Genomic DNA, 23,316 nt, shown 5'->3' with positions numbered 1-23,316 from the left:
TATAAAACATAATAAGAATAAAAATATTTCGGGTTGCTGCAATATTAGTTTAAAAATTAAAAATGTAATCTTAAAAACTAAATAGGAATTTTAATCATGCATTATTATCTTCGCAATACCCCCAATGAGAATTAATCTCTATATTTCGAAAAACCGCTGTTAATTATTTTAATAACAACGTATTTTTTTAATTAAACTCGCAGGCCAAAACTATATTCAAAGCACAATTGTATTATTTAATACATCTGTGAACAAAAAATTAATATTAAATGAAGGTTGTAATCGTAGGATCAGGTAATGTCGCGACAGTTTTAAGCTCATTAATTGAAAAAGCAGGCCATGAAATTGTGCAGGTCGTAAGCCGTAATAAAGATCATGCTGTACATGTGGCTTCACGGTATAACGCTGATGCTGCTTTACTTAATGCCGTTGAGTTTGCCCGTGCAGATATTTATATTATAGTATTAAATGACGCAGCACTGGAATCGATCGAAAAAATAACTGCATTAAAAGATAAGTTTGTTGTTCACACAGCCGGCTCTGTGTCAAAAGATGTTTTTAAAAATATCTCTTCTACTTACGGCGTACTTTACCCGCTACAAACTTTATCTAAGTTAACAGAGCAAATCCCGGAAATTCCTTTTTTAGTAGAAGGCAATAATAAAGAAACTCTTCACCAGGTAATTGGATTTGCAAGAACACTTTCTGACAAAGTGATACCGGTTAGCGAAGCCGAAAGGCTCCATTATCATATTGCTGCGGTCTTTGCCGGCAATTTTACCAATCACATGTATGCCCTTGCGGAAAATTTTTGCGAAAAGGAAAAGATAGATTTTAAAAATTTACTTCCGCTTATAAATGAAGTTACTTTAAAGGTTAACAATAATTCACCACATGATGTACAGACCGGGCCGGCTATGAGAGAAGATATTTTTACCATTAACCGGCATTTGCAGGCACTTTCCTCTCATCCTGATATTAAATACCTGTATCTCAAACTTTCAGAAAGTATTTTAAAATTTCATGAAAAGCATTAATATGGTGCGTATTTTTAACGCATGAATATTCTTTCACGCCTTAGGCTAATTAAAACGTTTGTGTTCGATATTGATGGAGTGCTTACTGACGGTGGGCTTCTTATAGATGATAACGGGCAATGGTTGCGCCGTATGAATATAAAAGACGGCTATGCGTTGCAGTTAGCCATTAAATACGGGTACAATATTCTTGTGATTTCAGGAAGTGAATCGATTCCTGTTGCCGAACGCCTGGGTAAATTAGGAGTTACGGATGTATTTATGAAAGTGCTAAACAAGGAATCTCTTTTAAAAGAATATATCCTGAAAAACAATTGCGGGCCCGGCGGAGTTCTATTTATGGGAGATGATATTCCCGATTATAACTGTATGCAAATGGCTGATTTTGCTTGCTGTCCGGCTGATGCCGCAGTTGAAATTAAACAAATATCTTCTTATATTTCGCCCTTTGACGGTGGTTATGGATGCGTAAGAGATGTTATTGAAAAAGTGTTGAAGCTTAATAATAACTGGCCGCTGCAAACGTCTATTGCTGCTACCTGACATCAAATTTCCTTTAAAAAAAACCGGATGAACATTGTTTCAGCATTTTTTAAACTAACCAGGTGGCCCAACCTGGTTTTTATTGCACTTACTCAAATGCTGTTCAGGTTTTTTGTGCTCCGCTTTGTTTACCACGACGGTACGGGGGATGCAGAATACATAAAACTTCCATTGTCTTTATTTTACTGGCTTGTATTTGCATCTGTTTGTATTGCTGCTGCGGGCTATATCATCAATGACTATTTTGATGTAAATATTGATCTTATAAATAAGCCGTCAAAACTTATCATTGACCGTTATATTAAACGACGCTGGGCAATTGTGTGGCATATCGTTTTATCGTTTACAGGCTTAGTTATAAGTTGCTATATCGGTTATAAGTTGCGTAATTTTTATATACCCGTATTTAATTTTGCCGCCATTATTTTGCTTTGGTTTTACTCTACCACTTTCAAAAAAAAACTGCTGATAGGAAATATTTTAATATCGCTACTTACTGCGTGGGTTATTCTGGTGCTTACTTTTTCAGAACATCCAGTCCATGTTATTTCTTCAGATGCTTATTGGAAAAGACTTATTAAACTATCGTTTATTTATGCAGGGTTTGCCTTTATTATTTCTCTTATAAGAGAAGTTATAAAAGATATGGAAGACATGCGGGGCGATGCGAAATATGGGGGAACGACTATGCCGATTGTGTGGGGATTGCAGGTGTCAAAAGTTTTTGTTGCCGTTTGGCTGGTGGTTATTATAGCCGGGGTTGCAGGTGTTCAAATTTATGTACTTCAATTAGGCTGGTGGCTTTCGGCGGTCTATTCTTTATTCGCTATAATTATTCCACTGGCGTGGATACTACGAAAATTGTATAACGCTCAGTCTCCCAAAGATTTTCACCAGTTAAGTACGGCCGTTAAAGTAGTAATGTTTACAGGAATTTTATCAATGGTTTTCTTTTAAATAATATAAGTTGAACATCAAAAAAATAATATTAGCATCACAATCTCCCAGGAGAAGTCAATTGCTGCAATGGGCTGAGATTCCGTTTGAGGTAAGCGTGGCAAACACAGATGAAAGTTATCCTGCGCTGTTAAGCCCGGCTGAAGTGGCAACTCATATCGCGTACAATAAAGCTATTGCGGTTAAAGAAAAGGTGGCCGGTTCACTAACCAACGAGGAAGCGCAAACGATTCTTGCTGCTGATACTATTGTTGTGTTGAACGATACCATAATTGGTAAACCGTCCGGAAGGGAAGATGCCATCAAAATTCTTTCTGAGCTCTCGGGCAAGAAGCATTCTGTAATTACCGGTGTGTGTATTTTATCGGCAAAAAAGCAAATAATTTTTTCTGACGAAACACAGGTGGAATTCTATAATCTTTCGCGTTCGCAAATTGAATTTTACGTTGACAAATACAAACCTTATGATAAGGCAGGGGCTTACGCAATCCAGGAATGGATAGGCGTTACGGGTATTCGTTCCATTAACGGCGACTTTTATAACGTTATGGGATTACCGGTAAGCAGGGTGGTAAAAGAACTTGAAGCATTAGGATAAATAAAGTATTTGTTTTATTTTTTCGATAACTAACTTCCTGCGCATGAAAGAAGACTTGCTGCAATATATCTGGCAATTTCAATACTTCAATAATTCAGAACTGGTTACTTCTTCGGGCGAACCCATCCAGGTAATTAAGACGGGAAACTATAATACCAACCAGGGCGCTGATTTTATTGATGCAAAAATTAAAATTGGAAAAACAACATGGGCCGGAAATGTAGAACTTCATCTTAATTCATCCGATTGGAACGTGCACAACCATTCCGCTGATTCAAATTTTAATAACGTTATCCTTCATGTGGTTTGGAACAATAATGTCCTAATAAAAGATAAGCATGGTAATAATCTTGCTACAGTTGAATTGAAGAACCGGGTTCCGAAATTATTGCTTGAAAAATACAGAATGCTAATGGATTCTTCGCATTTTATTCCCTGCGAGAACCAGTTGCCGGAGGTTAATGAGCTTACGCTTTCCAATTGGAAACAAAGACTTGTTGCTGAAAGGCTAATTGAAAAATCAAAGAACACACTGGCCATTCTAAAAGAAACAAATTTTCATTGGGAAGAAACTTTTTGGTGGTTAATTGCTGCCAATTTTGGAATAAAGGTTAACAGCGACCTCTTTCAAAAAGTTGCAAGGTCAATACCTGTGTCAATTTTGGCAAAACATAAAAACAGCATTCCGCAGGTTGAAGCTTTATTGTTTGGAACAGCCGGTTTACTTGTGTCTGAATTTATAGAAAAATATCCTTTGATGTTGAAGAAAGAATTTTCTTTTTATCAAAAAAAATATAATTTAAAAGCTGTTGATGGTGAATTGTCTTTTTTAAGAATGCGCCCGGCAAATTTTCCGACGATAAGACTTGCCCAACTCGCCATGCTCATTCATGAGAGTGAGCATTTGTTTTCGAAAATAAAAGATGCAACTTCTTTGAAGGAAATTAAAAAAATGCTGGATGTAAGTGCCAACGATTACTGGCATTATCATTATATTTTCGATGAAACATCAGGCTACAAAGTAAAGACAATCGGCAAACAGATGATTGATAATATTATCATCAATACGATTATTCCGACATTATTCGCTTATGGGTTGAACCACAACGAAGAGGTATATAAAGACAAAGCAATAAAATGGCTTGAAGAAATTGCAGCAGAAAAAAATAATATAACCAAAGCTTTTGAAAAGTTGAATTTTTTAAATAAGAACGCTTTGGATTCCCAGGCTCTTATCCAGCTTAAAAATGAATACTGTAATAAAAAACTTTGCCCGCATTGCGCTATTGGTAATACATTACTTAAGAGAAACAAGTGATGATGGAATCAGGTTAAATTGATAAAGTTTCCTTAAATCTTAGCCAAGTAAAAAGCATCAACAATTGAATTTTATCCCCATTTATAATTTATAACAAGTTCAATATCCGGGTGAATACTTTTTATGACGGGGCAATTGTCACCAGTTTTTTCAAGCACTTTCCTGTCGCGTTCGTTTCCGTTAGGAGGTAAGGTTACCATCACTTCAATTTTACCAACCCTGCGTGGGTTGCTGAACATATGCTTTGTCACATCTGCTTTTGCATCAGTGATGTCTACCTGTAAGTCTCCAGCTTTTATTGCCATAGTTGTAAGCATACAGGTAGCTACAGAAACACATAAAAGATCGGTTGGAGAAAATTTTTCGCCTTTACCCCTATTGTCTGTGGGAGCATCAGTTTCTGTAATTGTTTTACTTTGAACGTGTTCAGCTTCACATCGCAAATTTCCTGTATATACTATTGAGGCAGTCATTATGTATTTTTGTATAAATTTACACCAGTAACCATAACCATCAATCAATTACATGCGAAAAATATTTTTTCTGATTTTTATACTGTCATTTTCTCTCGGAGCGTTTGCACAACAATCTAAAAAACAACGTCAGGCCGAGAAAAGAGCACGAATCAACAGCATGGTAAAAGAAGAGGAAGAAGGCGTAATTGCTTATAAAAAAAGTTTTCTTTTTGGGGCTAAACTAACCAGTGATGGATATGGAGTATTTTTTGAATTGGGCCGTGCAAGTTCAGTTAAAAAAGCAACCTTATACCAGCTTGAGATCACTGAACGGAAAGCTATTAAGGAAGATAAGCAAAGCAACCCTTTTATAAATTCTGTTCCTTTTGTGTATGGTAAAGAAAATTTCGTGTACCCTGTAAAGTTAGGAGTGCAGCAACAAATTTTATTGGGAAATAAATCAAACAAAAATGGGGTAAGCGTTACCGCAAATTATGGTGGCGGAATATCATTGTCCTTATTAAGACCATATTATGTACAGGTTCAAAAAGGTAACGATTACGCATACGTGAAATATAATTCGCCCGATAGTTCTTTATTTTTAAACGGACCCATTATTGGAGGGCCTTCTTTAAGTAAGGGCTGGAGCGACATGACTGTAACACCCGGCTTGTATGCCAAAACAGCTTTGCGTTTTGATTATGGGAGTTATAATGAAATAATCTCAGCAATTGAAGTGGGCGTAACGGGCGAATATTATACAAAGAAAATTCCCATCCTACTTCAGAACCAGCAACGGTCATTTTTCTTTAGTGGGTATGTTTCCATTTTGTTTGGCAAAAGAAAATAGTGGCAAGACGATGTGTTTTTAAATTTTTTAAACCACAAGGCAATATAATATTAATGAGCGAAGAAATAATTACGACTCCGGAAGTACAATCTAAAAAGCCATCGTGGCTCCGGGTAAAATTACCAATAGGCGAAGAATATAAACATGTACGCGGATTGGTAGATACCCATAAACTGCATACCATTTGCGAAAGTGGCAATTGCCCAAACATGGGCGAATGCTGGGGCGAAGGCACAGCAACATTTATGATATTAGGAAATATTTGTACAAGAAGTTGTGGTTTTTGTGCAGTGGCCACCGGGCGCCCCCTGGCAGTAGACTGGGATGAACCGCAGCGGGTAGCCGAAGCAATTCAATTAATGAAAGTGAAGCATGCCGTCATAACTTCAGTTGACAGGGATGAAATTAAAGATGGCGGTTCAATTATCTGGTACAATACCATAAAAGCAGTGTACGCGTTAAATCCAACCACCACGTTGGAAACATTAATTCCTGATTTTAAAGCAGAGCGGGAAAATATCCAAAGAATTATAGACGCAGCGCCAAACGTAGTGAGCCATAACATAGAAACTGTTGAGCGTTTAACCCGTACTGTTAGAATACAGGCAAAATACTGGCGCAGCATGGAAACCCTGCGTATTTTGAAGCAGGGCGGTATGCGTACCAAAAGTGGAATTATGCTGGGCCTTGGCGAGACCAAAGAAGAAGTGATACAAACCATGCAGGATCTTAAGGAAAGTAACGTAGATGTTATTACCATCGGGCAATATCTTCAGCCTTCTAAAAAGCATTTACCGGTGCAACGTTTTGTACATCCTGATGAATTTGCTGAATTAAGGGAAATTGGTTACCAGATTGGATTTGATTATGTTGAAAGCGGACCGCTGGTTCGTTCTTCCTACCATTCGGATAAACATGTAATAGCTGGTTATGGAAGAAATAAATGGAGAGAAGAAAAAGCATTACAGAATGCTGATAAATAAATTTTTTAATTTTGAACTATGGGCATTTCAGATAAAATGCTTCCCCATTATACTTATGATGACTGGGTTCATTGCGAAGGTAAATGGGAATTAATTGAAAGCCATCCAATTGCCATGTGTCCTACACCTGTTCCCACATCCGGATATGAGTGCGATATTTGATTAGCTTACGCATCATTTATAACATAAAAATATCGGGTATTCTATTTTCTCTTTCTCTTAATTTATAAAAGTAAAACCAGCCGTTTTGTCTAAAACACTACGGCTCTTGTGTAACCCTAAATATTTAAAATGAAAAAATTTTTGTTCTTTATTTATTTTGTCGTGATATGCCTGGTTTCAAACGCGCAGTTATCCTGGAAGAATTTAGATTCATTATATCAGCCGCTGCCGGCATCTATGCATATTTATAAATCTACTGATTTAATTGATGGCAAGCCTGAGGTGGTCTATTATGTAATAGCAGATATGAAAGATAAAAGTTTGAATTTTACAACTGATACAACCTATAAACGAAGATTTACTCCTTCCCAATTTTTTGAAAAAGATAATCATCCGCTGTTAGTAGTTAACTCCTGTTTCTTTTCTTTTGCCACCAATCAAAATCTAAATATTGTCGAGAAGAATGGAAAGCTTGTTGGGTATAATGTGCATTCAATTGCCGGAAAAAAGAAAGATACTTTGACTTATTATCATTCCTTTGATGGTGCCTTTGGAGTTACAAAAAACCGTACTGCAGATATTGCATGGATATATACTGATTCCTCAAAAAAATATCCATATGCAAGTGAATTTGCTATTCCATTCATGCACGATTCTGTGGCCAACCATTCTTTTAATGATATAGAAATAAACACTTCGCTCGTTTTAGGACACAGAGGAAAATCAGTTCCATCATTTAAAAAATGGAGAATGAAAACTGCCATTGGTGGTGGCCCTGTGTTAGTTCAAAATAGCAAAGTACAAATCTCCAATAATGAAGAGAGAAAATTTTACGGTATGGCTATTAACGACAGGCATCCAAGAACGGCAATAGGATATACAAACGGTCATGAAATAATTATCCTCGTTGCTGAGGGAAGAAGTGAAACTGCGTCGGGAATTACTTTAATACAGGAGGCGCAAATTCTTAAAGATCTTGGATGTAAAGAAGCACTGAATTTGGACGGAGGCGGAAGCAGTTGTATGCTTGTGAATGGCCGTCAAACTAATTCGCCGTCAGATAAGAAAGGCCAGCGTTCCGTGCCTTCCGTTTTTTTAATTGAGAAGAAATAAAACGCCGCGTAAGTTCGCCCGTATCATAAATACTTTTTAATGCTGGTTTAAAAATGCTGTGGCATAAAACAAAATCGTTTACGCCACAGCGTTATAATTAATTCTTAAAAATTATATTTCAAATTTAATTCACCATAATAATTTGCATTGAGTGCGGCTGGCAAATATGCATCAGGTAACTGGTTTACAAATACAAAAATGGGATATTGTGTTTGGGTAATGTTATCTATACCAAAATATACATTCAAATCAAAGTGATTGGAAAGACTATGTTGGAAACCGACTTTCGCATTTAGCAAACTATAAGATGACGTGATGTTCAACCCATCAGAGGTAATGGGAAATGCATCTTTGTAAGAATAAGTAACATTCGCATACAAGCCATATTTTAATGAAAGGTCTAAACCAACATTTGCATTGAAAGGCCCCACGCCTGCAACTTTCTTTCCGTCATAATTAATTGCTGAATCCAGGCCGGCCTTGCTTTTGGTATGAAATACATAATCAACATATTTGAAATCAGAATAAGTACAATTTGCAAACGGGCGGACAGATTGAAAGAAGTCATCTGCCGATTCATAAGCTGTACATTTTACCAGGAGTTCAATTCCTTTATCATCCTGTTTTCCGCCATTAACAACGTACGTGTACAATGTTGCAGTGCCTGCCTGGTTTAATACATTCATTGCGGTAAACTTATTTGAATAGATTGCATCGAATAATGCGAGTTGATAAGATAGCTTATTATTAAGCACTGCTCCCTTCGTTCCAACTTCAAACTGGTTGCCGGTTTCAGGTTTCAGATCTGTATTAACGGCCCCGGTACTTGGAATATAGAAATATGAACTGGTTGGAGCTTTGTAGGCTTTACTATACGAGCCATATACTGAAAATTCTTTGCTAATTACTTTGTTTATTGCAAAGTGCGGAGAATACAATCCATTGTAATTTTTTGAATACTGTGTTGGCTTTGTGCTGTTGGCAACGTACATCCTGTCGTTCAATTGAATATTCATGTTGCTTAAGCCCACCCCGGCAGTAAAAGATATATCGTGAGGCAGGGTTAAAGACCATTCAGTAAAAAGAGAAGTTGTGCCGGTTAATGTATATTGATTACTTCTCTGCGCACCAATGATATAATACCCTGAAGTGTCAGCCGCATTTTTTACCATGCCATAGCCGATAGTTTGTGCATTTTGATGTTGTGTTTCAATACCGGTAATTCCACTCAGGCTCACGCCTTTTTTTAATGAAAATTTAGTATCGAAGGTTGAACGCAGTCCAAAGTTAATTGGGTCTTTGTCTGTCCAGCCTGCAGCGGAGCTTGCATTGGTGGTGGCGCCGGAACCATAGACAGTGGTCGTATTTGAAATACGATCGTTAAAATTATACATATGGCTCAAGCCTGCACGGAAACTGGTAACTTCGGAATGGCCGTTTCTTATAATATAATCGGGGTTGCCGGAATAATCTTTATTCGCATACTGGGTTAACGTTAGCTCGCCTGCCCGTTGATCATAACTTTTGCTGTAACCGAAATAAGTATTTACAGATTCCTTTTCATTGATTTTAAAATCGGCGGCCAGGTTCACGAAATCTTTATGAGAAGCATTATGAATTAAATAACCATCTGTTTCCTGTTGGCCATAATTAATCAGCAGCGATGAATTGGAAGTTCCCATTTCAAAATGAGTTGTATAACGTTGCAATCCATAGCTCCCAATTAAAACGTCTTGTCCAATAGAAACTTTTCCTATTGCCGGTTTAATAGTTTTGATATTTACTACACCTGCAATTGCAAGCCCATACAAAGTTCCCGAAGGGCCTTTCGTAACTTCCAAGTCGCCCACAGAACCAAAATCTATATCATCCAGCACGGTAATTCCTTCAGCGTCGGTAATGGGAATTCCATTTAAATAAACTTTATATCCCTGCCCGTCGAAGTTGCTGCTGATGCGGCCTGTGCCTCCGCTTCCGCCTCCATAGCCACGGATATTAAATTGTTGTCCGCCGGAAACGGATCTTCTTTGTAAAGTTACCCCGGGCACGTTGGCGTTAATGGCATCATCAAGGTATAATCCCAATCCCCTCTTTAACTCCGGGGTACCCAGTTTAGTTATGGATGAAGGTTGATACAATAACGACTTGTTTAAATTCGACGTGGCAGTTATATCCACTTCATCCAGGTTTTTATTAACAGGAATAAGTGCAATGTTCAAAAAAGCATCACAATTTTTTATAACGTGGGTAAACGTTTTATAACCTACAAATGAAACCGTTAAGGTTGATGACTTAGAGCACCCAATCGAAAAAGCACCGTTGTTATCAGTGGCGGTTGATAAGCCTCCTAAAGAAATACTGGCGCCATAGAGTGGCTCATGGTTATAAGAATCGAAAACTTTTCCTTTTAATGTTTGGGAAAATAAAGGTGTGCTGCACATCCATGCACACAACAAAAGCAAATGCTTCATTTCATTAAATTTATTGGTTAGGATTAAATATTTTATGAGCAACGGTGCTATTAATGCGCTCAAATAACAGTTACTAAAAAATATTCATGAAAATATGCCTGCATTTCTGTGGCAGGTAAACGTAAACTGCGGTTCACTTAAATTGTTATTGAAACCTAAACCAAAGGCCACGGTGGCGGGGAAGAGATATTAAGATAGGGTGCAATTAGTTTTCCAACTGTATAATCATGGTGAGAACATGCTACAACGTTCATTGAAAATACAGTAAAGGCACTTTTAAAATTATGGGTGAAATGATCCAAACGGAATTTAAATATTGGCAACTCTTTGCCGGTGGTATTATTGCCATTATTCATAATTTGCGACATGGCAAAATCTCTTAAGTTGTCTTCCTCTGTATCCGAAATACAAGTTATATAAATATGATCGCCAACTTCCTTTCGGCTTATTACATCATACATTTGTTTATTGTATTCAAATTCGTTCGAATCGTCTTCATCAAAAATGACATCGCTGTTATTTTTTAAATCGTCCTTTGTAAAAACAAATTTTACCACCATATTTTTACTAAATGATGAATGGGAGAGTATAGCTTTCTGGGAATTTCGAATGGATTGTAAGCTCATATACCATGCAACGTAGAACCCGCTGCCACAAAGTATCATCACAAGAAATAATAATATAACGCTTATTTTTTTCAACAGGAAATTTTGGGCAAGCGCAAGATAAATAAGAATATTAATATAAGTTTTTCAAACTATAACTCAACGTGTATCTATTTCGGCTCCGGTTTAATTTCCCAAACCAGGGCACTGGCGCCCAATATAGCAGCATCCGATTCCTTTAATTCACTAAATAATAATTTTACCTTATTCTGAAAAATAGGAAGGAGATTTTTTTCCATGTGTTTTTTAACTGGATCCATCAACAGCTTTCCCGCCTTGCAAACTCCGCCAAATAAAATGATGGCTTCGGGTGAAGAAAACATAACAAAATTGGCCAGCGCTTCTCCTAATATCTGGCCGGTAAATTTAAAAACATCTTTGGCAATTTTGTCTCCTTTCATTGCAGCCTCATACACCACTTTGGAATCCATTTTTTTGTGAGGGGTCTTTCTTAAAAGACTTTTTTCTTTACTTCGTTGGTCCAATAATTCATTTGCCGTTATGGCAATTCCTGTTGCAGATGCATACGTTTCGAGTGTGCCTCTCATACCAGTGCCTGAATGGAGACGGCCTTTTGGCCTTATAACGGTATGCCCTAATTCTCCGGCAAATCCATCATGTCTTAATATTAATTGCCCGTTGGCAATAATGCCGCTGCCAACCCCCGTTCCCAATGTTATCATTATAAAGTCACGCATTCCGCGGGCTGCACCATACATCATTTCACCTACGGCTGCTGCATTGGCATCATTAGTTAACGTGCAGGGTTTATTGAATTTATCGGTAATTAGTTTTGCAAGAGGAATAACTCCCCGCCAAAGAAGGTTAGGCGCGTACTCAATCGTACCATTGTAATAATTTCCGTTGGGTGCGCCTACGCCGATGCCTTTTATTAAATCGGGGCCACCAATTTCTTTTATGGCCGGTTGAATCTCATCATACAATTCATTAATGAACCTGTTTACATCATCATGTTCATTGGTTGGCAAGTTCCCCCTGTTTGATATTTCGCCGCGGTGATTTACAATTCCAAATTTAGCGGTTGTTCCTCCAACATCTATTCCTATCGCATATTCCAATGGTGACTCCATGTTTTTATTTTATTCTTTTTAAATTTTAGTCAAAAATGTGTCAGGCTTGCAGGCCTTCAAGTGCTCCTTCGGGAGAAGTAATTTCATCTGTACCCGTTGAAGTAATTTCAAAATCTATTCCCTGTCTTTTTAAAATGCCTTTAACTACAAATGCAAATAATGCAATGTAGGCAAAACAAATAACAGGTACCCAGTAGGATTGATGGATGCCATAACCAACTATGGTGCTCTTCGATTGGAGGAAATCTGCCAACTTTCCCTGGATGGGAGGAATAATTCCGCCACCTAGGATCATCATAATTAAAAATGCGGCTCCCTGTGTAGTATATTTCCCAAGCCCGGCAATGGATAATGCAAAAATGCATGGCCACATAATAGAACAAAACAGGCCGCCACTCAGGAATGCATAGATGGCAACTGTTCCGGTGGAAAATAAACCGATGAGCATCGATATCATACCAAGGAGGCCAAATATTAATAAAGTGCGTGCAGGTTTATTATTGCCTACATAAAAGGCACCAATTTGAATTAATACGCAAATAATATAATAGTATAAAATTGTTATATCATATTTTGAAAGTGCGTTCACTGCCAGTACAATGACAAAAGCGATTAAAGGAACAACAAAGGTGAGTATTTGTTTCGTTGCAGGCTTAAGATCAAAAGCAGCAATAGAACCTACCCATCTTCCAATCATTAAACTTCCCCAGTACATTGAAACAAAAAGCGCCGCCTGGGAAGACTGAAATCCGCCAAAGTCAGGTTGTTTTAATAATTCACTCAGGTTACTCACAATCGTTACTTCTGTTCCTACATAAACGAACAAGGCGAGCATACCTAACACAAGCTGCGGGTATTTCATTGCACCCCATCCATCAGGATTTTTCCTGGCCCGCATATTCGAAAACAATAAACTTACAACAACCACAGCTAAAGCTCCAAACAGCCATTTCATGCGGTAAGTTTCCAGGTTATGTTTTTCAATATCTGATAAAACGGTTGGATTTGTTTTATAACTATTAAAAACCGGAACAAACATTATAATAAGTAGCCCTGTCATTATTAATAACGAATACAAAACTTTGTTTGCCTTTTCAGTTTTTTCGGTTGATACTCCTAACGGCACTTTTTTTGAAAAATAAAATAAAGCAGCAGCAGCTATAAAAAGTATACCTACGCAGGTATATAGTATAATCACTTTACTTAAGCCCAACGCAGCAATCTTTTCATCGGGTACAAATGCGGTGGTGCCAAATAATGCAAAGGCAACAATAAGAGGGCCTATCATAGTACCGAACGAGTTAACGCCACCGCCAAGATTTACACGGCTTGTTCCTGTTGAAGGATCGCCCAGCGAGATGGCAAATGGTTGTGCTGCTGTTTGCTGCAACGAAAATCCAAGCGCAACAATGAAAAGCCCCACCAGCATCCCGGTAAAAGTATTTGCGTTTACGGCAATGATCATAGCCACTGCACCTAACGCAGAAAACAGCAAGCCATACACGATACTTTTTTTATAACCCCACTTTGCAACGAGATCGTTACCGCCAAATGCGCCATAAGCAAACAGCCCGAGTGCACCAAGATAATAAGCAAGATAAAAAGCAAAGTCTACGAGCTGGCTTTGAAATTGATCCAGCTGAAAGTAATGTTTACAAAAGGGAATAAATACACTATTGCCCGCGGCAATAAAGCCCCAGAAGAAGAATACAACAATCAGGGTGCTCAACGCTCCGTAATTAGTTGGTACAAATTTTCCGCCGGTACTTTTTGGAGTAACAATATTCATTGTGGGTGTGGCCATCGTAATAAAAATTTAAAAATGAAAGTAGGGCAATTTTTTCAAGGTAAGAATTTTCATTAATTATTTTTTAATAAGAAAATCATTGTTACTTTGAAGAATATATTTTTAAGGTATGGAAATTATTCATGTTAGCGCCGAATGTTATCCTGTTGCTAAAGCAGGTGGTCTTGGTGATGTAGTAGGGGCGTTGCCAAAATATCAGAACAATCTCGGGCATATCGCAAAGGTAGTAATGCCGATGTACAGGACAAGATTTTTATTCGAAAATAATTTTGAGGTAGTACACAAAGGCGCATTTGGTCTTGCCAATTATTGGTTTGATTATACCATAATTAAGGAAGCAAATAATGTAACAGGATTCGATCTTTACCTTGTTGATATTTATGGAATACTCGATCGTGAAAAAATTTATGGATATGATGACGATTCCCTTCGGTTCACGGCTTTCCAGGTAGCCGTTGTAGATTGGCTTAGCAAATGGAACCACCATCCCGATATTGTTCATGTGCACGATCACCAGGCTGCGCTCATTCCTTTTATGATGCAGCATTGTTATGCTTACAGGCATTTATCACATATTAAAACAATACTTACCATTCACAATGCCGAGTACCAGGGCTGGCTGGGATGGGATAAGTCTAATTACATTCCGCATTGGGATCCATGGAAGTCGGGATTACTGGAATGGGAAAATACCATTAACCCGCTGGCCTCCGGAATTAAATGCGCTGCAAAAGTTTCTACCGTTAGTCCGGGTTATTTAGAAGAATTAAGACACAGTGCAAACGGCCTTGAGAAATTGTTCGAGTATGAAAGAGGAAAATGTTATGGCATCTTAAACGGAATAGATACCGATGTGTGGAATCCTGGAACTGATGTTTACATTGCGGAGAATTTTAATGCAGAAAATTTTAAGAAGAAAAAATTTGCCAACAAGAAAGTATTGTGCGACCAGTTTAACCTGGATGAAGACAAACCTTTAATTGTTTTTATAGGAAGGCTGGTGGGCGAAAAAGCTGCAGACCTTTTGCCTTCTGCAATAAGTGATTCAATTTACCATATGGAAGGCAAAATGAATTTTTTAATTTTGGGAAGCGGCGAGCATTGGATAGAACTTCAACTTCAGAATTTAAGAGGACATTTCCTGGGATATTATAATTCGCAGATCGGGTATAATGAAAAGCTGAGCCACCAGATGTATGCAGGCGCCGACTTTTTGTTAATGCCCAGCCGGGTAGAACCATGCGGGCTTAATCAAATGTACGCCATGCGCTATGGCACTATACCAATTGTAAGAAATACAGGTGGATTAAAAGATACGGTAAAAGACTTTGGAGGCGAAGGTGGTTATGGAATTTGTTTTGATAATGCTACTGTTTGGGATATAAGTTATTCTGTTCACCGTGCCATACAATTGTATGAACAACAGGAAAGGATAGACGAAATCAGGAAGCAAATAATGGAGATTGATAACAGTTGGGAGCGGAGCGCACAAATTTATATTAATCTTTATAATTCATAAGCTTGCTTTATGTCAATTTAATTTAATAAATTGTTGAACAGAAATACAATTTCAATTGTATTTATCTTTTTTATTATTTTAAAATACCAATTCAAAATTTCTAAAAATTAACTCTTAACTTCTAAAACTTAAACCATGTGGATCAGTAAATCGTTAGTTGCAGTAATACTCGGTGGTGGAGCAGGCACCAGGCTTTACCCGCTTACAGCCAGCAGGAGCAAACCTGCCGTACCCATCGCAGGAAAATACAGGTTAGTAGATATTCCAATTTCCAATTGTATTAATTCCAACATCAACCGGATGTTTGTGCTTACGCAATACAATTCTGCTTCACTCAACAAACATATAAAGAATACTTACCAGTTCAGTGCTTTCAGCTCGGGCTTTGTAGATATTATGGCAGCAGAACAAACGCCGGATAATCCTAAATGGTTCCAGGGAACTGCCGATGCCGTGCGTCAATCACTACGCCATATTCAAAATAATGAATTTGATCACGTGCTTATCCTTTCGGGCGACCAATTATACCAAATGGATTTTGGAAATATGTTTCGCAACCATGAAAAAAATGGCGCTGATATTACCATCGCAACTATTCCTGTTACTGAAAAAGAAGCTACCGAATTTGGTATTTTAAAATCTGATGAAGATCATAAAATAACTTCTTTTATTGAGAAGCCGGGATATGATAAACTTCCTGAATGGTTAAGCGACACCGGACAAACCATGCAAGGCCTTGGTAGAAATTATCTTGCGTCTATGGGTATCTATTTATTTAAAAGAGAAGTGTTGTTTGCGTTATTACAGGACGAGGTAAAAGAAGCGACCGATTTTGGTAAAGAAGTTATTCCACATTGCATAAAAGACCATAAAGTGTACAGCTATCAATACGATGGCTACTGGACAGATATCGGGAATATCTCTTCTTTCTTTGAGGCCAACCTGGCATTAACAAAGGATATTCCGCCTTTCAATTTCTTCGACAATGAAAAGAAAGTATACAGCCGTGCCAGGATGCTTCCACCCGCAAAGATCAGTGGCTCCACTTTAAAAAATACATTGGCTGCCGATGGATGTATCATTTTTGCGGAGCGTGTTGAAAACTGTATAATTGGTATAAGGATGAGGATCGGTTTTGGTTCTGTAATTGAAGATTGCTATCTGATGGGGAGCGATTATTATGAGACGCTTGAAGAAATGGCTTATGAAGCAGAAAGAGGAATACCAAAAATCGGCATCGGCGATAATTGCTTTATAAAGAATGCCATCGTAGATAAAAATTGTCGCATAGGCAATAACGTTAGGATAAACGGGGGAAGTCATTTAACCGATACCGACCATGCATTATATGTTGTAAAAGATGGTATTGTAGTAATAAAGAAAGGAGCCGTTGTTCCTGATGGATTCACGCTCGGATAAATAAATTTTACCGCTTCCTTAATTGTTGTAATTTTATCAATGTGTAAATATTACACAACTCTATTACTAAACGATTGCTATGTCATCTCAACTAACATTGCCTCAGCCCAGGCTCACTTTCAAGCAGATTCTAAACATGAGTTTTGGCTTTTTTGGAATACAGTTTGGATTTGCTTTACAAAATGCCAACGTATCCAGGATATTTCAAACGCTCGGGGCAAATATTGATAAAATCGGTTTTTTATGGATTGCTGCACCACTCACCGGATTGTTAGTTCAACCCATAATCGGTTATTTAAGTGACCGTACCTGGCATCCAAGATGGGGCAGAAGAAGGCCTTTCTTTTTTATAGGAGCGGTGCTTGCTTCCTTTGCACTTTTTTTGATGCCCCAGGCCACCATGCTTTGGATGGCGGCTTTATTACTATGGATATTGGATGCATCTATCAATATTTCTATGGAACCCTTCAGAGCATTTGTTGGCGATAAATTGCCTTCATCGCAAAGAACTACAGGTTTTGCAACTCAAACCTTTTTTATTGGCCTGGGCGCGGTGATTGCATCGTTGCTTCCTTACATTTTTACTAACGTTTTTCACATGAGTAATACTGCCCCTGCCGGACAAATCGGGGATTCAGTAAAATATTCCTTTTATATTGGCGCTATTGTTTTCATTGCTTCCGTATTATGGACCGTTTTAACAACAAATGAATTTCCACCTGATAATATTGAAACATGGGAGGAAGAAAAGCTCAGAACAAAAGGGTTAATGAAGGGGCTTGCGGAAATCACGAAAGGAATTTTTACAATGCCGGCAACAATGTTTCAGTTAGCAATTGTACAATTTTTCACATGGTTTGCTTTCTTTTCGATGTGGATATATACAACTCCGGCGATTGCTCAAAATGCCTGGGGAACAGTTGATACAACTTCAAAAGCATATCAGGATGCAGGTGATTGGGTAGGCGTTATGTTTTTTGTTTATAGTGCAGTGTCCGCAATTACTGCATTTTTGTTACCAGTGCTGGCCAAACGGATCGGAAGAAAATATACCCACATGCTATGCCTGGTAATTGGAGGTATTGGTTTTTTATCACTGATCTTAATAAAATCGCATAACCTTCTTTTAATTCCGATGATCGCAATAGGGCTTGCGTGGTCATCTACCTTAACGATACCTTACGCGATTTTAGCAGGGGCTTTACCTGCAAATAAAATGGGATTCTATATGGGTGTGTTTAATTTTTTTATTGTTATTCCTCAATTAGTGGCATCAGCAATCCTTGGCATTGTAATAAAAAATATTTTTCATGAACAGGGAATTTATGCCTTAGTAATAGGTGGTATATCTATGATAGTTGCAGGCTTTATGAATTTTATTGTAAAGGATAAAGATGTTCCTGTTCAGGAAATGACGCCATTGCAGATTGTTGAATAATCCGGTTAAAAAAATATTGAATTCTTACTCGTCCAAATTCTTTCCCAAATGAAAAAGCTTTCATTTTTTTTGGTTTTTTATTTAGCTTTCGTTTCTGTTCTATTTTCACAAACCGGAAATGTCAAAGTTTATCCCACCAACTGGTGGGTTGGTATGAAGTGGAATAAGATACAAATAATGGTGCATGGAGATAAAATTGCAGACCATTTTCCAATGATAAAGATGAGCGCACAGGGAGTGAAACTGGCAACAGGAGTGTATCTCACACAAATAAACCGCGTTGAAAATCCCAATTATGTTTTTCTCGATATTACAATAGATCCAAACGCAAAGCCTTGCAGGTTCTCTTTTCCATTTCTAAAAGATATACATCTTGAATATGAGTTAAAGGCACGCCGCAAGGGTAACGGTAAAGACTATTCGCAGGGAATTACTTCAAAAGATTTTATTTATTTAATAATGCCTGATCGCTTTAGTAATGGCGACCCAACAAACGATCGCATTGCAGGAATGAGAGACCAGAGCCTTGGCAGGGATTCTGTTTTTTACAGGCATGGTGGTGATTTAAAAGGTATACAGAACCACCTGGATTATTTACAGTCATTAGGAGTAACGACATTGTGGCTGAATCCGGTTATTGTAAATGATATGCCGAACCGTACGGAACATGGTTACGCATTTACTGATCACTACACTATTGACCCGAGGATTGGTGGGGAAAAAGGTTACAAAGACTTAATAACGGCCGCTCATGCGAAAAATATGAAGATCATACAGGATGCCGTGTATAACCATGTGGGATTATATCATTTTACGGTGCAGGATATGCCCATGAAAGACTGGCTGCACCAGTGGCCTTCTTATACAAATACTAACTATAAAGACCAGGTGCTTTTTGATCCTTATGCCAGTAATATCGATAAAATAAAAATGACGGATGGATGGTTTACCAGCCAGATGCCTGATCTTAACCAAAGCAATCCATACGTTGCCAGCTTTTTAATTCAACATGTCTTATGGACGGTGCAAGAATTTGGAATTGACGGATGGCGAATAGATACCTATGCCTATAACGATCTAACGTTTATGAATAGGTGCAATAAAGCATTGATGGATGAATACCCGCATATCACCATGTTTGGAGAAACGTGGGTGCACGGCGTTCCTAATCAAAGTTATTTTGTTCAAAACAATTATGATATTCCTTTTAAAAGCAACCTGCAGGCATCTACAGATTTTCAAACGTTATGGGGAATAACAGATGCAATGACTAAAGATTTTGGATGGACGGATGGCGTTAATAATTTATATACTACCCTTGCGCAGGATTTTGTGTACAAAGATCCTACACGCGAAGTGATCTTTTTGGATAATCACGATATGGCCCGTTTCTTTTCGGTGGTTGGAGAAGATGTGGTAAAATATAAATCCGCCCTTACCTGGCTACTAACGTGCAGGGGTATCCCGGAAATTTATTATGGCGACGAGTTAGGACTTACCGGTTTTACCAGCCCCAATGATGGTCATGTACGGCAGGACTTTCCCGGTGGGTGGCCTTCCGATTCATTGAATAAATTTACAGCAGCGGGCCGCAATGCACAGGAAGAAGATTTGTGGAGTTACATTGCCAGGCTGGCCAGGTTCCGTAAAACATCTGCCGCACTTACCACCGGTAAAATGATGCAGTATGTTCCTTTTGATGATGGAGTGTATGTATATTTCAGGTATAGTTCTAACCAAACCGTGATGGTAGTTATGAATACTGCCAAAGAACAAAAGAATATTTCTCCCTCCGCATTTGCTGAGAGAACCACGGGCTTCTCCAAAATGAAAAATATTATCACCGGTGAAGTAACTGCCTTAAAAGATTTTGCTGTTGCTGCAAAAGCCGCAGATGTGTGGGAATTAATGCATTAGTGATCATCTGAACCATGATAGGGGGATTATAAGATCAGCATGATTACCTGAAATTTCATCGTTTCATCTGTCACCCGTGCTCATCAAGGTTCAGACAATTGAAGAGATTAATTTCGATCCACTGCGGGCAATGTAAAATAAAATGTACTTCCACCATCATCGTTAACAGTGGCCCATATTTTTCCGCCGTGTTGTTTTACGATTTCTGAAGACACAAATAATCCAATTCCAAGGCCGCTGAATTTATTGGATTCTTCATCTACCCTGTAAAAGCGGTCAAATATTTTTTCCAGTTTCTCTTCGGGGATGCCTATTCCAAAATCCCTGAAAGACATAACGATTTCATCACAGTTTCTTACGGAGTTTACGATAATCTTTTCCTGGCCCGGCGAATACTTTGCCGCATTACCTATTATGTTGGTAATTACCTGTTCGAGCCGAAGAGGGTCCATGTGAACTTTTGCAGGGTGATTCTGCTCTAAAACTATCCGGTGCGTTTGTGTAATTTGTTGCATTGAATTAAGGACATCCGGGAGAAACTGGTCCGTATCCACTTCGGTGTGGTTGAGTATTAATCGTCCGGCGTGAATTTTTGATACGTCGAGCAATTCATTAATCAGGAAAGTTAGCTTATTACAGTACTGATCTATTTTAAAAAGATAATCCCGCATCATGTCCGGGCCCTGATGTTCACTGAAGGCAAGGGCCATACTTGCGTAAGCTTTCAATGTGGTTAATGGCGTTTTTAATTCATGACTGGCGATGGAAAGAAATTCATTTTTCTTTTCTTCCAGCAAGCGTGCCTGTAACAATTCCGCTTCTTTATGTATCAATGCGTCTTCGGTTCTTTTTCTTTCAGTAATGTCCGAAAGAAAAGCAATGAACAGCCAGTCACTCTGGATCTTCACATTAGAGATGCTCATACTCACATAAAATTCATGGCCGTTTTTATGTAGTGCCGTTACCTCGATCGTTTTATTAAGAAAGGGCCCCACACCGGTTCCCAAAAAACGGGTCATTCCTTTTTTATGTGCCTGGCGATATTGCAGGGGTATGATAGTTTCCGATAACAATTTGCCATGAACTTCCGCCTCCGTGAATCCAAAAATAACTTCTGCCTGCGGGTTCCATTCTAATATTTCTTCATCCTCATTTATAACAATTATAGCATTAGGTCCATTCCGGAAAAAAGTTTTCAACCGCTTCTCACTTTCCCTTATCGTTTTTAAGTAGGCAGCGCGGTCGAGTGAGTATCGCATGCAACGCTCCAGTTTTTCCGCATTTAATTCCGATTTAATGAGATAATCGGTGGCGCCACTTTTCATGGCTTCTATGTCAATTACTTTATTACCTTTTCCGGTTAGTAGAATAATCGGGTCTTCACATTCCAGGTTAACGGCTTCCTTCAGCAGTTCTAGGCCGGTTTCGTTTCCAAGCCGGTAGTCAACAAAATAAATATCGTATGCCTTTGCTTTGAATTTTTCAACAGCGGATTGATAACTATTACACCAATCAATAACAAATTTATTTTTATCAATTTCATTTATGTAATCTGAAATTATAAAATAATCATCTTCGTCATCGTCAACCACTAGTATCTTTATTCTCTTGGATGTTAGCATATATTAATTATGTGTCTCTGGAAAAAATAGTATGAAACTACTGCCCGAATTTTTATTGGATTTTGCATAAATGAAGCCGTGGTGTTTTTCAATAATTTTTTTACATAAAGCGAGGCCGAATCCGTTACCCTCAAAATCTGACTTACCGTGCAAACGTATGAATGGATCAAATATTTTGTCGGAGTATTGGTCGTCAAATCCAACGCCATTGTCTGTAACTACAATTTTATGGTAGCTGCTGGCTGCGTCAAAGCTAAATTTGTTCCGTTCTGCATCGCTTACCGGCATAGTGGTAATCTGTATTTTTGAACCAACGTCTTTGTGCTGAAATTTAACGGCGTTGAGTATAATATTTTCAAATAAACTTTTTAGCTCCACAGCGTTCCCGTCAATCACCGGCAATGCAGTGCACTCAATGGTTGTGTTAGCCTCTGCGAATAAAGATGCAAAGTCTGTTAAGACCTGTTGCAATATTTCGTCCAGGCTGCATTTCGCGAAACCCGGGCTTGCTTCTGAAGTGTAAGTAAGAACAGAAAGGCCGTCTATCATTTTGCGCATGCCGGCAAGCGTTGACTGAATACGCTCTACATAGTTATTAACTTCATCGCCCTTTACTTCCTGGAACTTATAAACCAATCGCTCCACAAATGTTGACAGTTTTCTCAGTGGCGCCTGCAGGTCGTGTGAAGCTATCATAATAAAATCCTCATGCGCTTTTTTGTAATAATTGATTAGGCTGCGGGCATGTACCAATTCGGTTTCTACCTGGTTAATCCTTTCCTGGTATAACATTTCCGGCGGTTTCATCTATTTTATTTTTACAGTGTTATCAATGTTATAATAAAAATATTATCAGGTTAGCATAGATTAGTAAGCCGTGTTCAGCAAAGCGACAGCATGTATTTTACCATATCTTCCAGTGCACTGATCTTCGAAGGCTTTACCAGGTAATCGGTTGCACCGTATCCGAAACACAGGCTCCGGTAAACCGGTGCATCAGAAGTGCTCCAGATTATTTTCGGGATGGCTTCAAGGCGCTTATCAAATGATAATATTTTCAAAATGTCGGCCCCGTTCAACTCGGGCATGTTGTAATCCAGTACGATAAGGCAGGGAAGATGATCACCGGGGGTTTCCAGGTGCGAGATTACCTTTCTGCCATTATTAAAAAACTGCAACTGAAGCGACGCATCTGCTTTAAGAAAAACTTCTTCGAGTATTTCCTGGTCGTCTATGTCGTCTTCACCAAGGAGTATGAATTTTGAGGGACTTGTTACCGGCGAAATCCCGGCATGTTGTTCTTTCATTAAGTTATTTTGCCCTACTAAGATATGAATTTAGTTAAGACAAT

At 38.4% G+C, this 23,316-nt stretch carries 21 protein-coding genes; 13 read left to right on the top strand and 8 right to left on the bottom strand.

Features of this window, described 5'->3' with window-relative positions:
* Positions 1–269 precede the first annotated feature (269 nt).
* Genes FW778_RS12780 through FW778_RS12760 form a run of 5 tightly spaced genes read left to right on the top strand, consistent with a single transcriptional unit; the run spans position 270 to position 4,453 of the window.
* Positions 270–1,037, top strand: a complete 768-nt coding sequence (locus FW778_RS12780; RefSeq protein WP_150415111.1) for a Rossmann-like and DUF2520 domain-containing protein — start codon at positions 270–272, stop codon at positions 1,035–1,037.
* Between the two features lie 21 nt (positions 1,038–1,058).
* Positions 1,059–1,580, top strand: coding sequence for a KdsC family phosphatase (locus FW778_RS12775; RefSeq protein WP_150415110.1), 522 nt, complete (start codon positions 1,059–1,061; stop codon positions 1,578–1,580).
* A gap of 27 nt (positions 1,581–1,607) precedes the next feature.
* Entirely contained in the window at positions 1,608–2,537 is a 930-nt protein-coding gene (locus FW778_RS12770; RefSeq protein WP_150415109.1) for a geranylgeranylglycerol-phosphate geranylgeranyltransferase, read from the top strand.
* Between the two features lie 10 nt (positions 2,538–2,547).
* The gene (locus FW778_RS12765; RefSeq protein ID WP_150415108.1) at positions 2,548–3,135 is read left to right on the top strand and encodes a Maf family protein; all 588 of its coding nucleotides are present in this window, start codon (positions 2,548–2,550) and stop codon (positions 3,133–3,135) included.
* Between the two features lie 43 nt (positions 3,136–3,178).
* Positions 3,179–4,453 carry a DUF2851 family protein gene (locus FW778_RS12760; protein WP_150415107.1) on the top strand — a complete coding sequence of 425 codons (1,275 nt, stop codon included), beginning with the start codon at positions 3,179–3,181 and terminating at the stop codon, positions 4,451–4,453.
* A gap of 71 nt (positions 4,454–4,524) precedes the next feature.
* Here FW778_RS12760 and FW778_RS12755 read toward each other — a convergent pair whose 3' ends face one another.
* Positions 4,525–4,926: an OsmC family protein gene (locus FW778_RS12755; RefSeq protein ID WP_150415106.1), complete on the bottom strand. Its 402-nt coding sequence runs from the start codon at positions 4,924–4,926 to the stop codon at positions 4,525–4,527.
* 52 nt (positions 4,927–4,978) lie between these two features.
* On the opposite strand from FW778_RS12755, the gene FW778_RS12750 reads away from it, so the two are divergent.
* From FW778_RS12750 to FW778_RS12740, 4 genes are all read left to right on the top strand, one after another.
* On the top strand, positions 4,979–5,758 hold the full coding sequence (locus FW778_RS12750; RefSeq protein ID WP_150415105.1) for a hypothetical protein: 780 nt from the start codon (positions 4,979–4,981) through the stop codon (positions 5,756–5,758).
* 53 nt (positions 5,759–5,811) lie between these two features.
* The gene (lipA, locus tag FW778_RS12745) at positions 5,812–6,741 is read left to right on the top strand and encodes a lipoyl synthase (protein WP_150415104.1); all 930 of its coding nucleotides are present in this window, start codon (positions 5,812–5,814) and stop codon (positions 6,739–6,741) included.
* 18 nt (positions 6,742–6,759) lie between these two features.
* The gene (locus tag FW778_RS23130) at positions 6,760–6,903 is read left to right on the top strand and encodes a hypothetical protein (RefSeq protein ID WP_202552226.1); all 144 of its coding nucleotides are present in this window, start codon (positions 6,760–6,762) and stop codon (positions 6,901–6,903) included.
* Positions 6,904–7,032: 129 nt separating this feature from the next.
* Entirely contained in the window at positions 7,033–8,016 is a 984-nt protein-coding gene (locus FW778_RS12740; protein WP_150415103.1) for a phosphodiester glycosidase family protein, read from the top strand.
* Between the two features lie 104 nt (positions 8,017–8,120).
* On the opposite strand, the gene FW778_RS12735 is transcribed toward FW778_RS12740, so the two are convergent.
* From FW778_RS12735 to FW778_RS12720, 4 genes are all read right to left on the bottom strand, one after another.
* Positions 8,121–10,487, bottom strand: a complete 2,367-nt coding sequence (locus FW778_RS12735) for a TonB-dependent receptor (protein ID WP_150415102.1) — start codon at positions 10,485–10,487, stop codon at positions 8,121–8,123.
* Between the two features lie 155 nt (positions 10,488–10,642).
* The gene (locus FW778_RS12730) at positions 10,643–11,188 is read right to left on the bottom strand and encodes a hypothetical protein (protein ID WP_150415101.1); all 546 of its coding nucleotides are present in this window, start codon (positions 11,186–11,188) and stop codon (positions 10,643–10,645) included.
* Between the two features lie 74 nt (positions 11,189–11,262).
* The gene (locus tag FW778_RS12725) at positions 11,263–12,243 is read right to left on the bottom strand and encodes an ROK family protein (protein ID WP_150415100.1); all 981 of its coding nucleotides are present in this window, start codon (positions 12,241–12,243) and stop codon (positions 11,263–11,265) included.
* A gap of 40 nt (positions 12,244–12,283) precedes the next feature.
* Positions 12,284–14,047, bottom strand: a complete 1,764-nt coding sequence (locus FW778_RS12720; RefSeq protein ID WP_235906244.1) for an MFS transporter — start codon at positions 14,045–14,047, stop codon at positions 12,284–12,286.
* 112 nt (positions 14,048–14,159) lie between these two features.
* On the opposite strand from FW778_RS12720, the gene FW778_RS12715 reads away from it, so the two are divergent.
* The 4 genes from FW778_RS12715 (at position 14,160) to FW778_RS12700 (ending at position 20,343) form a co-directional block, all read left to right on the top strand.
* Positions 14,160–15,569, top strand: coding sequence for a glycogen synthase (locus tag FW778_RS12715; protein ID WP_150415099.1), 1,410 nt, complete (start codon positions 14,160–14,162; stop codon positions 15,567–15,569).
* A 135-nt stretch (positions 15,570–15,704) separates the two neighbouring features.
* Positions 15,705–16,988: a glucose-1-phosphate adenylyltransferase gene (locus FW778_RS12710; protein WP_150415098.1), complete on the top strand. Its 1,284-nt coding sequence runs from the start codon at positions 15,705–15,707 to the stop codon at positions 16,986–16,988.
* Between the two features lie 79 nt (positions 16,989–17,067).
* A complete protein-coding gene (locus tag FW778_RS12705) occupies positions 17,068–18,426 on the top strand; it encodes an MFS transporter (RefSeq protein WP_202552225.1) in 1,359 nt (452 codons plus the stop codon).
* Between the two features lie 48 nt (positions 18,427–18,474).
* Positions 18,475–20,343: an alpha-amylase family glycosyl hydrolase gene (locus FW778_RS12700; RefSeq protein WP_150415097.1), complete on the top strand. Its 1,869-nt coding sequence runs from the start codon at positions 18,475–18,477 to the stop codon at positions 20,341–20,343.
* A 107-nt stretch (positions 20,344–20,450) separates the two neighbouring features.
* On the opposite strand, the gene FW778_RS12695 is transcribed toward FW778_RS12700, so the two are convergent.
* The 3 genes from FW778_RS12695 to FW778_RS12685 all read right to left on the bottom strand — a co-directional run bounded on the left by FW778_RS12695 (position 20,451) and on the right by FW778_RS12685 (position 23,272).
* Entirely contained in the window at positions 20,451–21,965 is a 1,515-nt protein-coding gene (locus FW778_RS12695) for a sensor histidine kinase (protein WP_150415096.1), read from the bottom strand.
* Positions 21,966–21,968: 3 nt separating this feature from the next.
* Positions 21,969–22,772, bottom strand: coding sequence for a sensor histidine kinase (locus FW778_RS12690; protein WP_150415095.1), 804 nt, complete (start codon positions 22,770–22,772; stop codon positions 21,969–21,971).
* Between the two features lie 74 nt (positions 22,773–22,846).
* On the bottom strand, positions 22,847–23,272 hold the full coding sequence (locus tag FW778_RS12685; RefSeq protein ID WP_150415094.1) for a response regulator: 426 nt from the start codon (positions 23,270–23,272) through the stop codon (positions 22,847–22,849).
* Between the last annotated feature and the right edge of the window lie 44 nt (positions 23,273–23,316).

The sequence above is a fragment of the Ginsengibacter hankyongi genome, from assembly GCF_008710285.1.
GTDB lineage: Bacteria > Bacteroidota > Bacteroidia > Chitinophagales > Chitinophagaceae > Ginsengibacter > Ginsengibacter hankyongi.
Note: the sequence above shows the minus strand (reverse complement) of the source record. Positions and strands in the feature narration are given on the sequence as shown.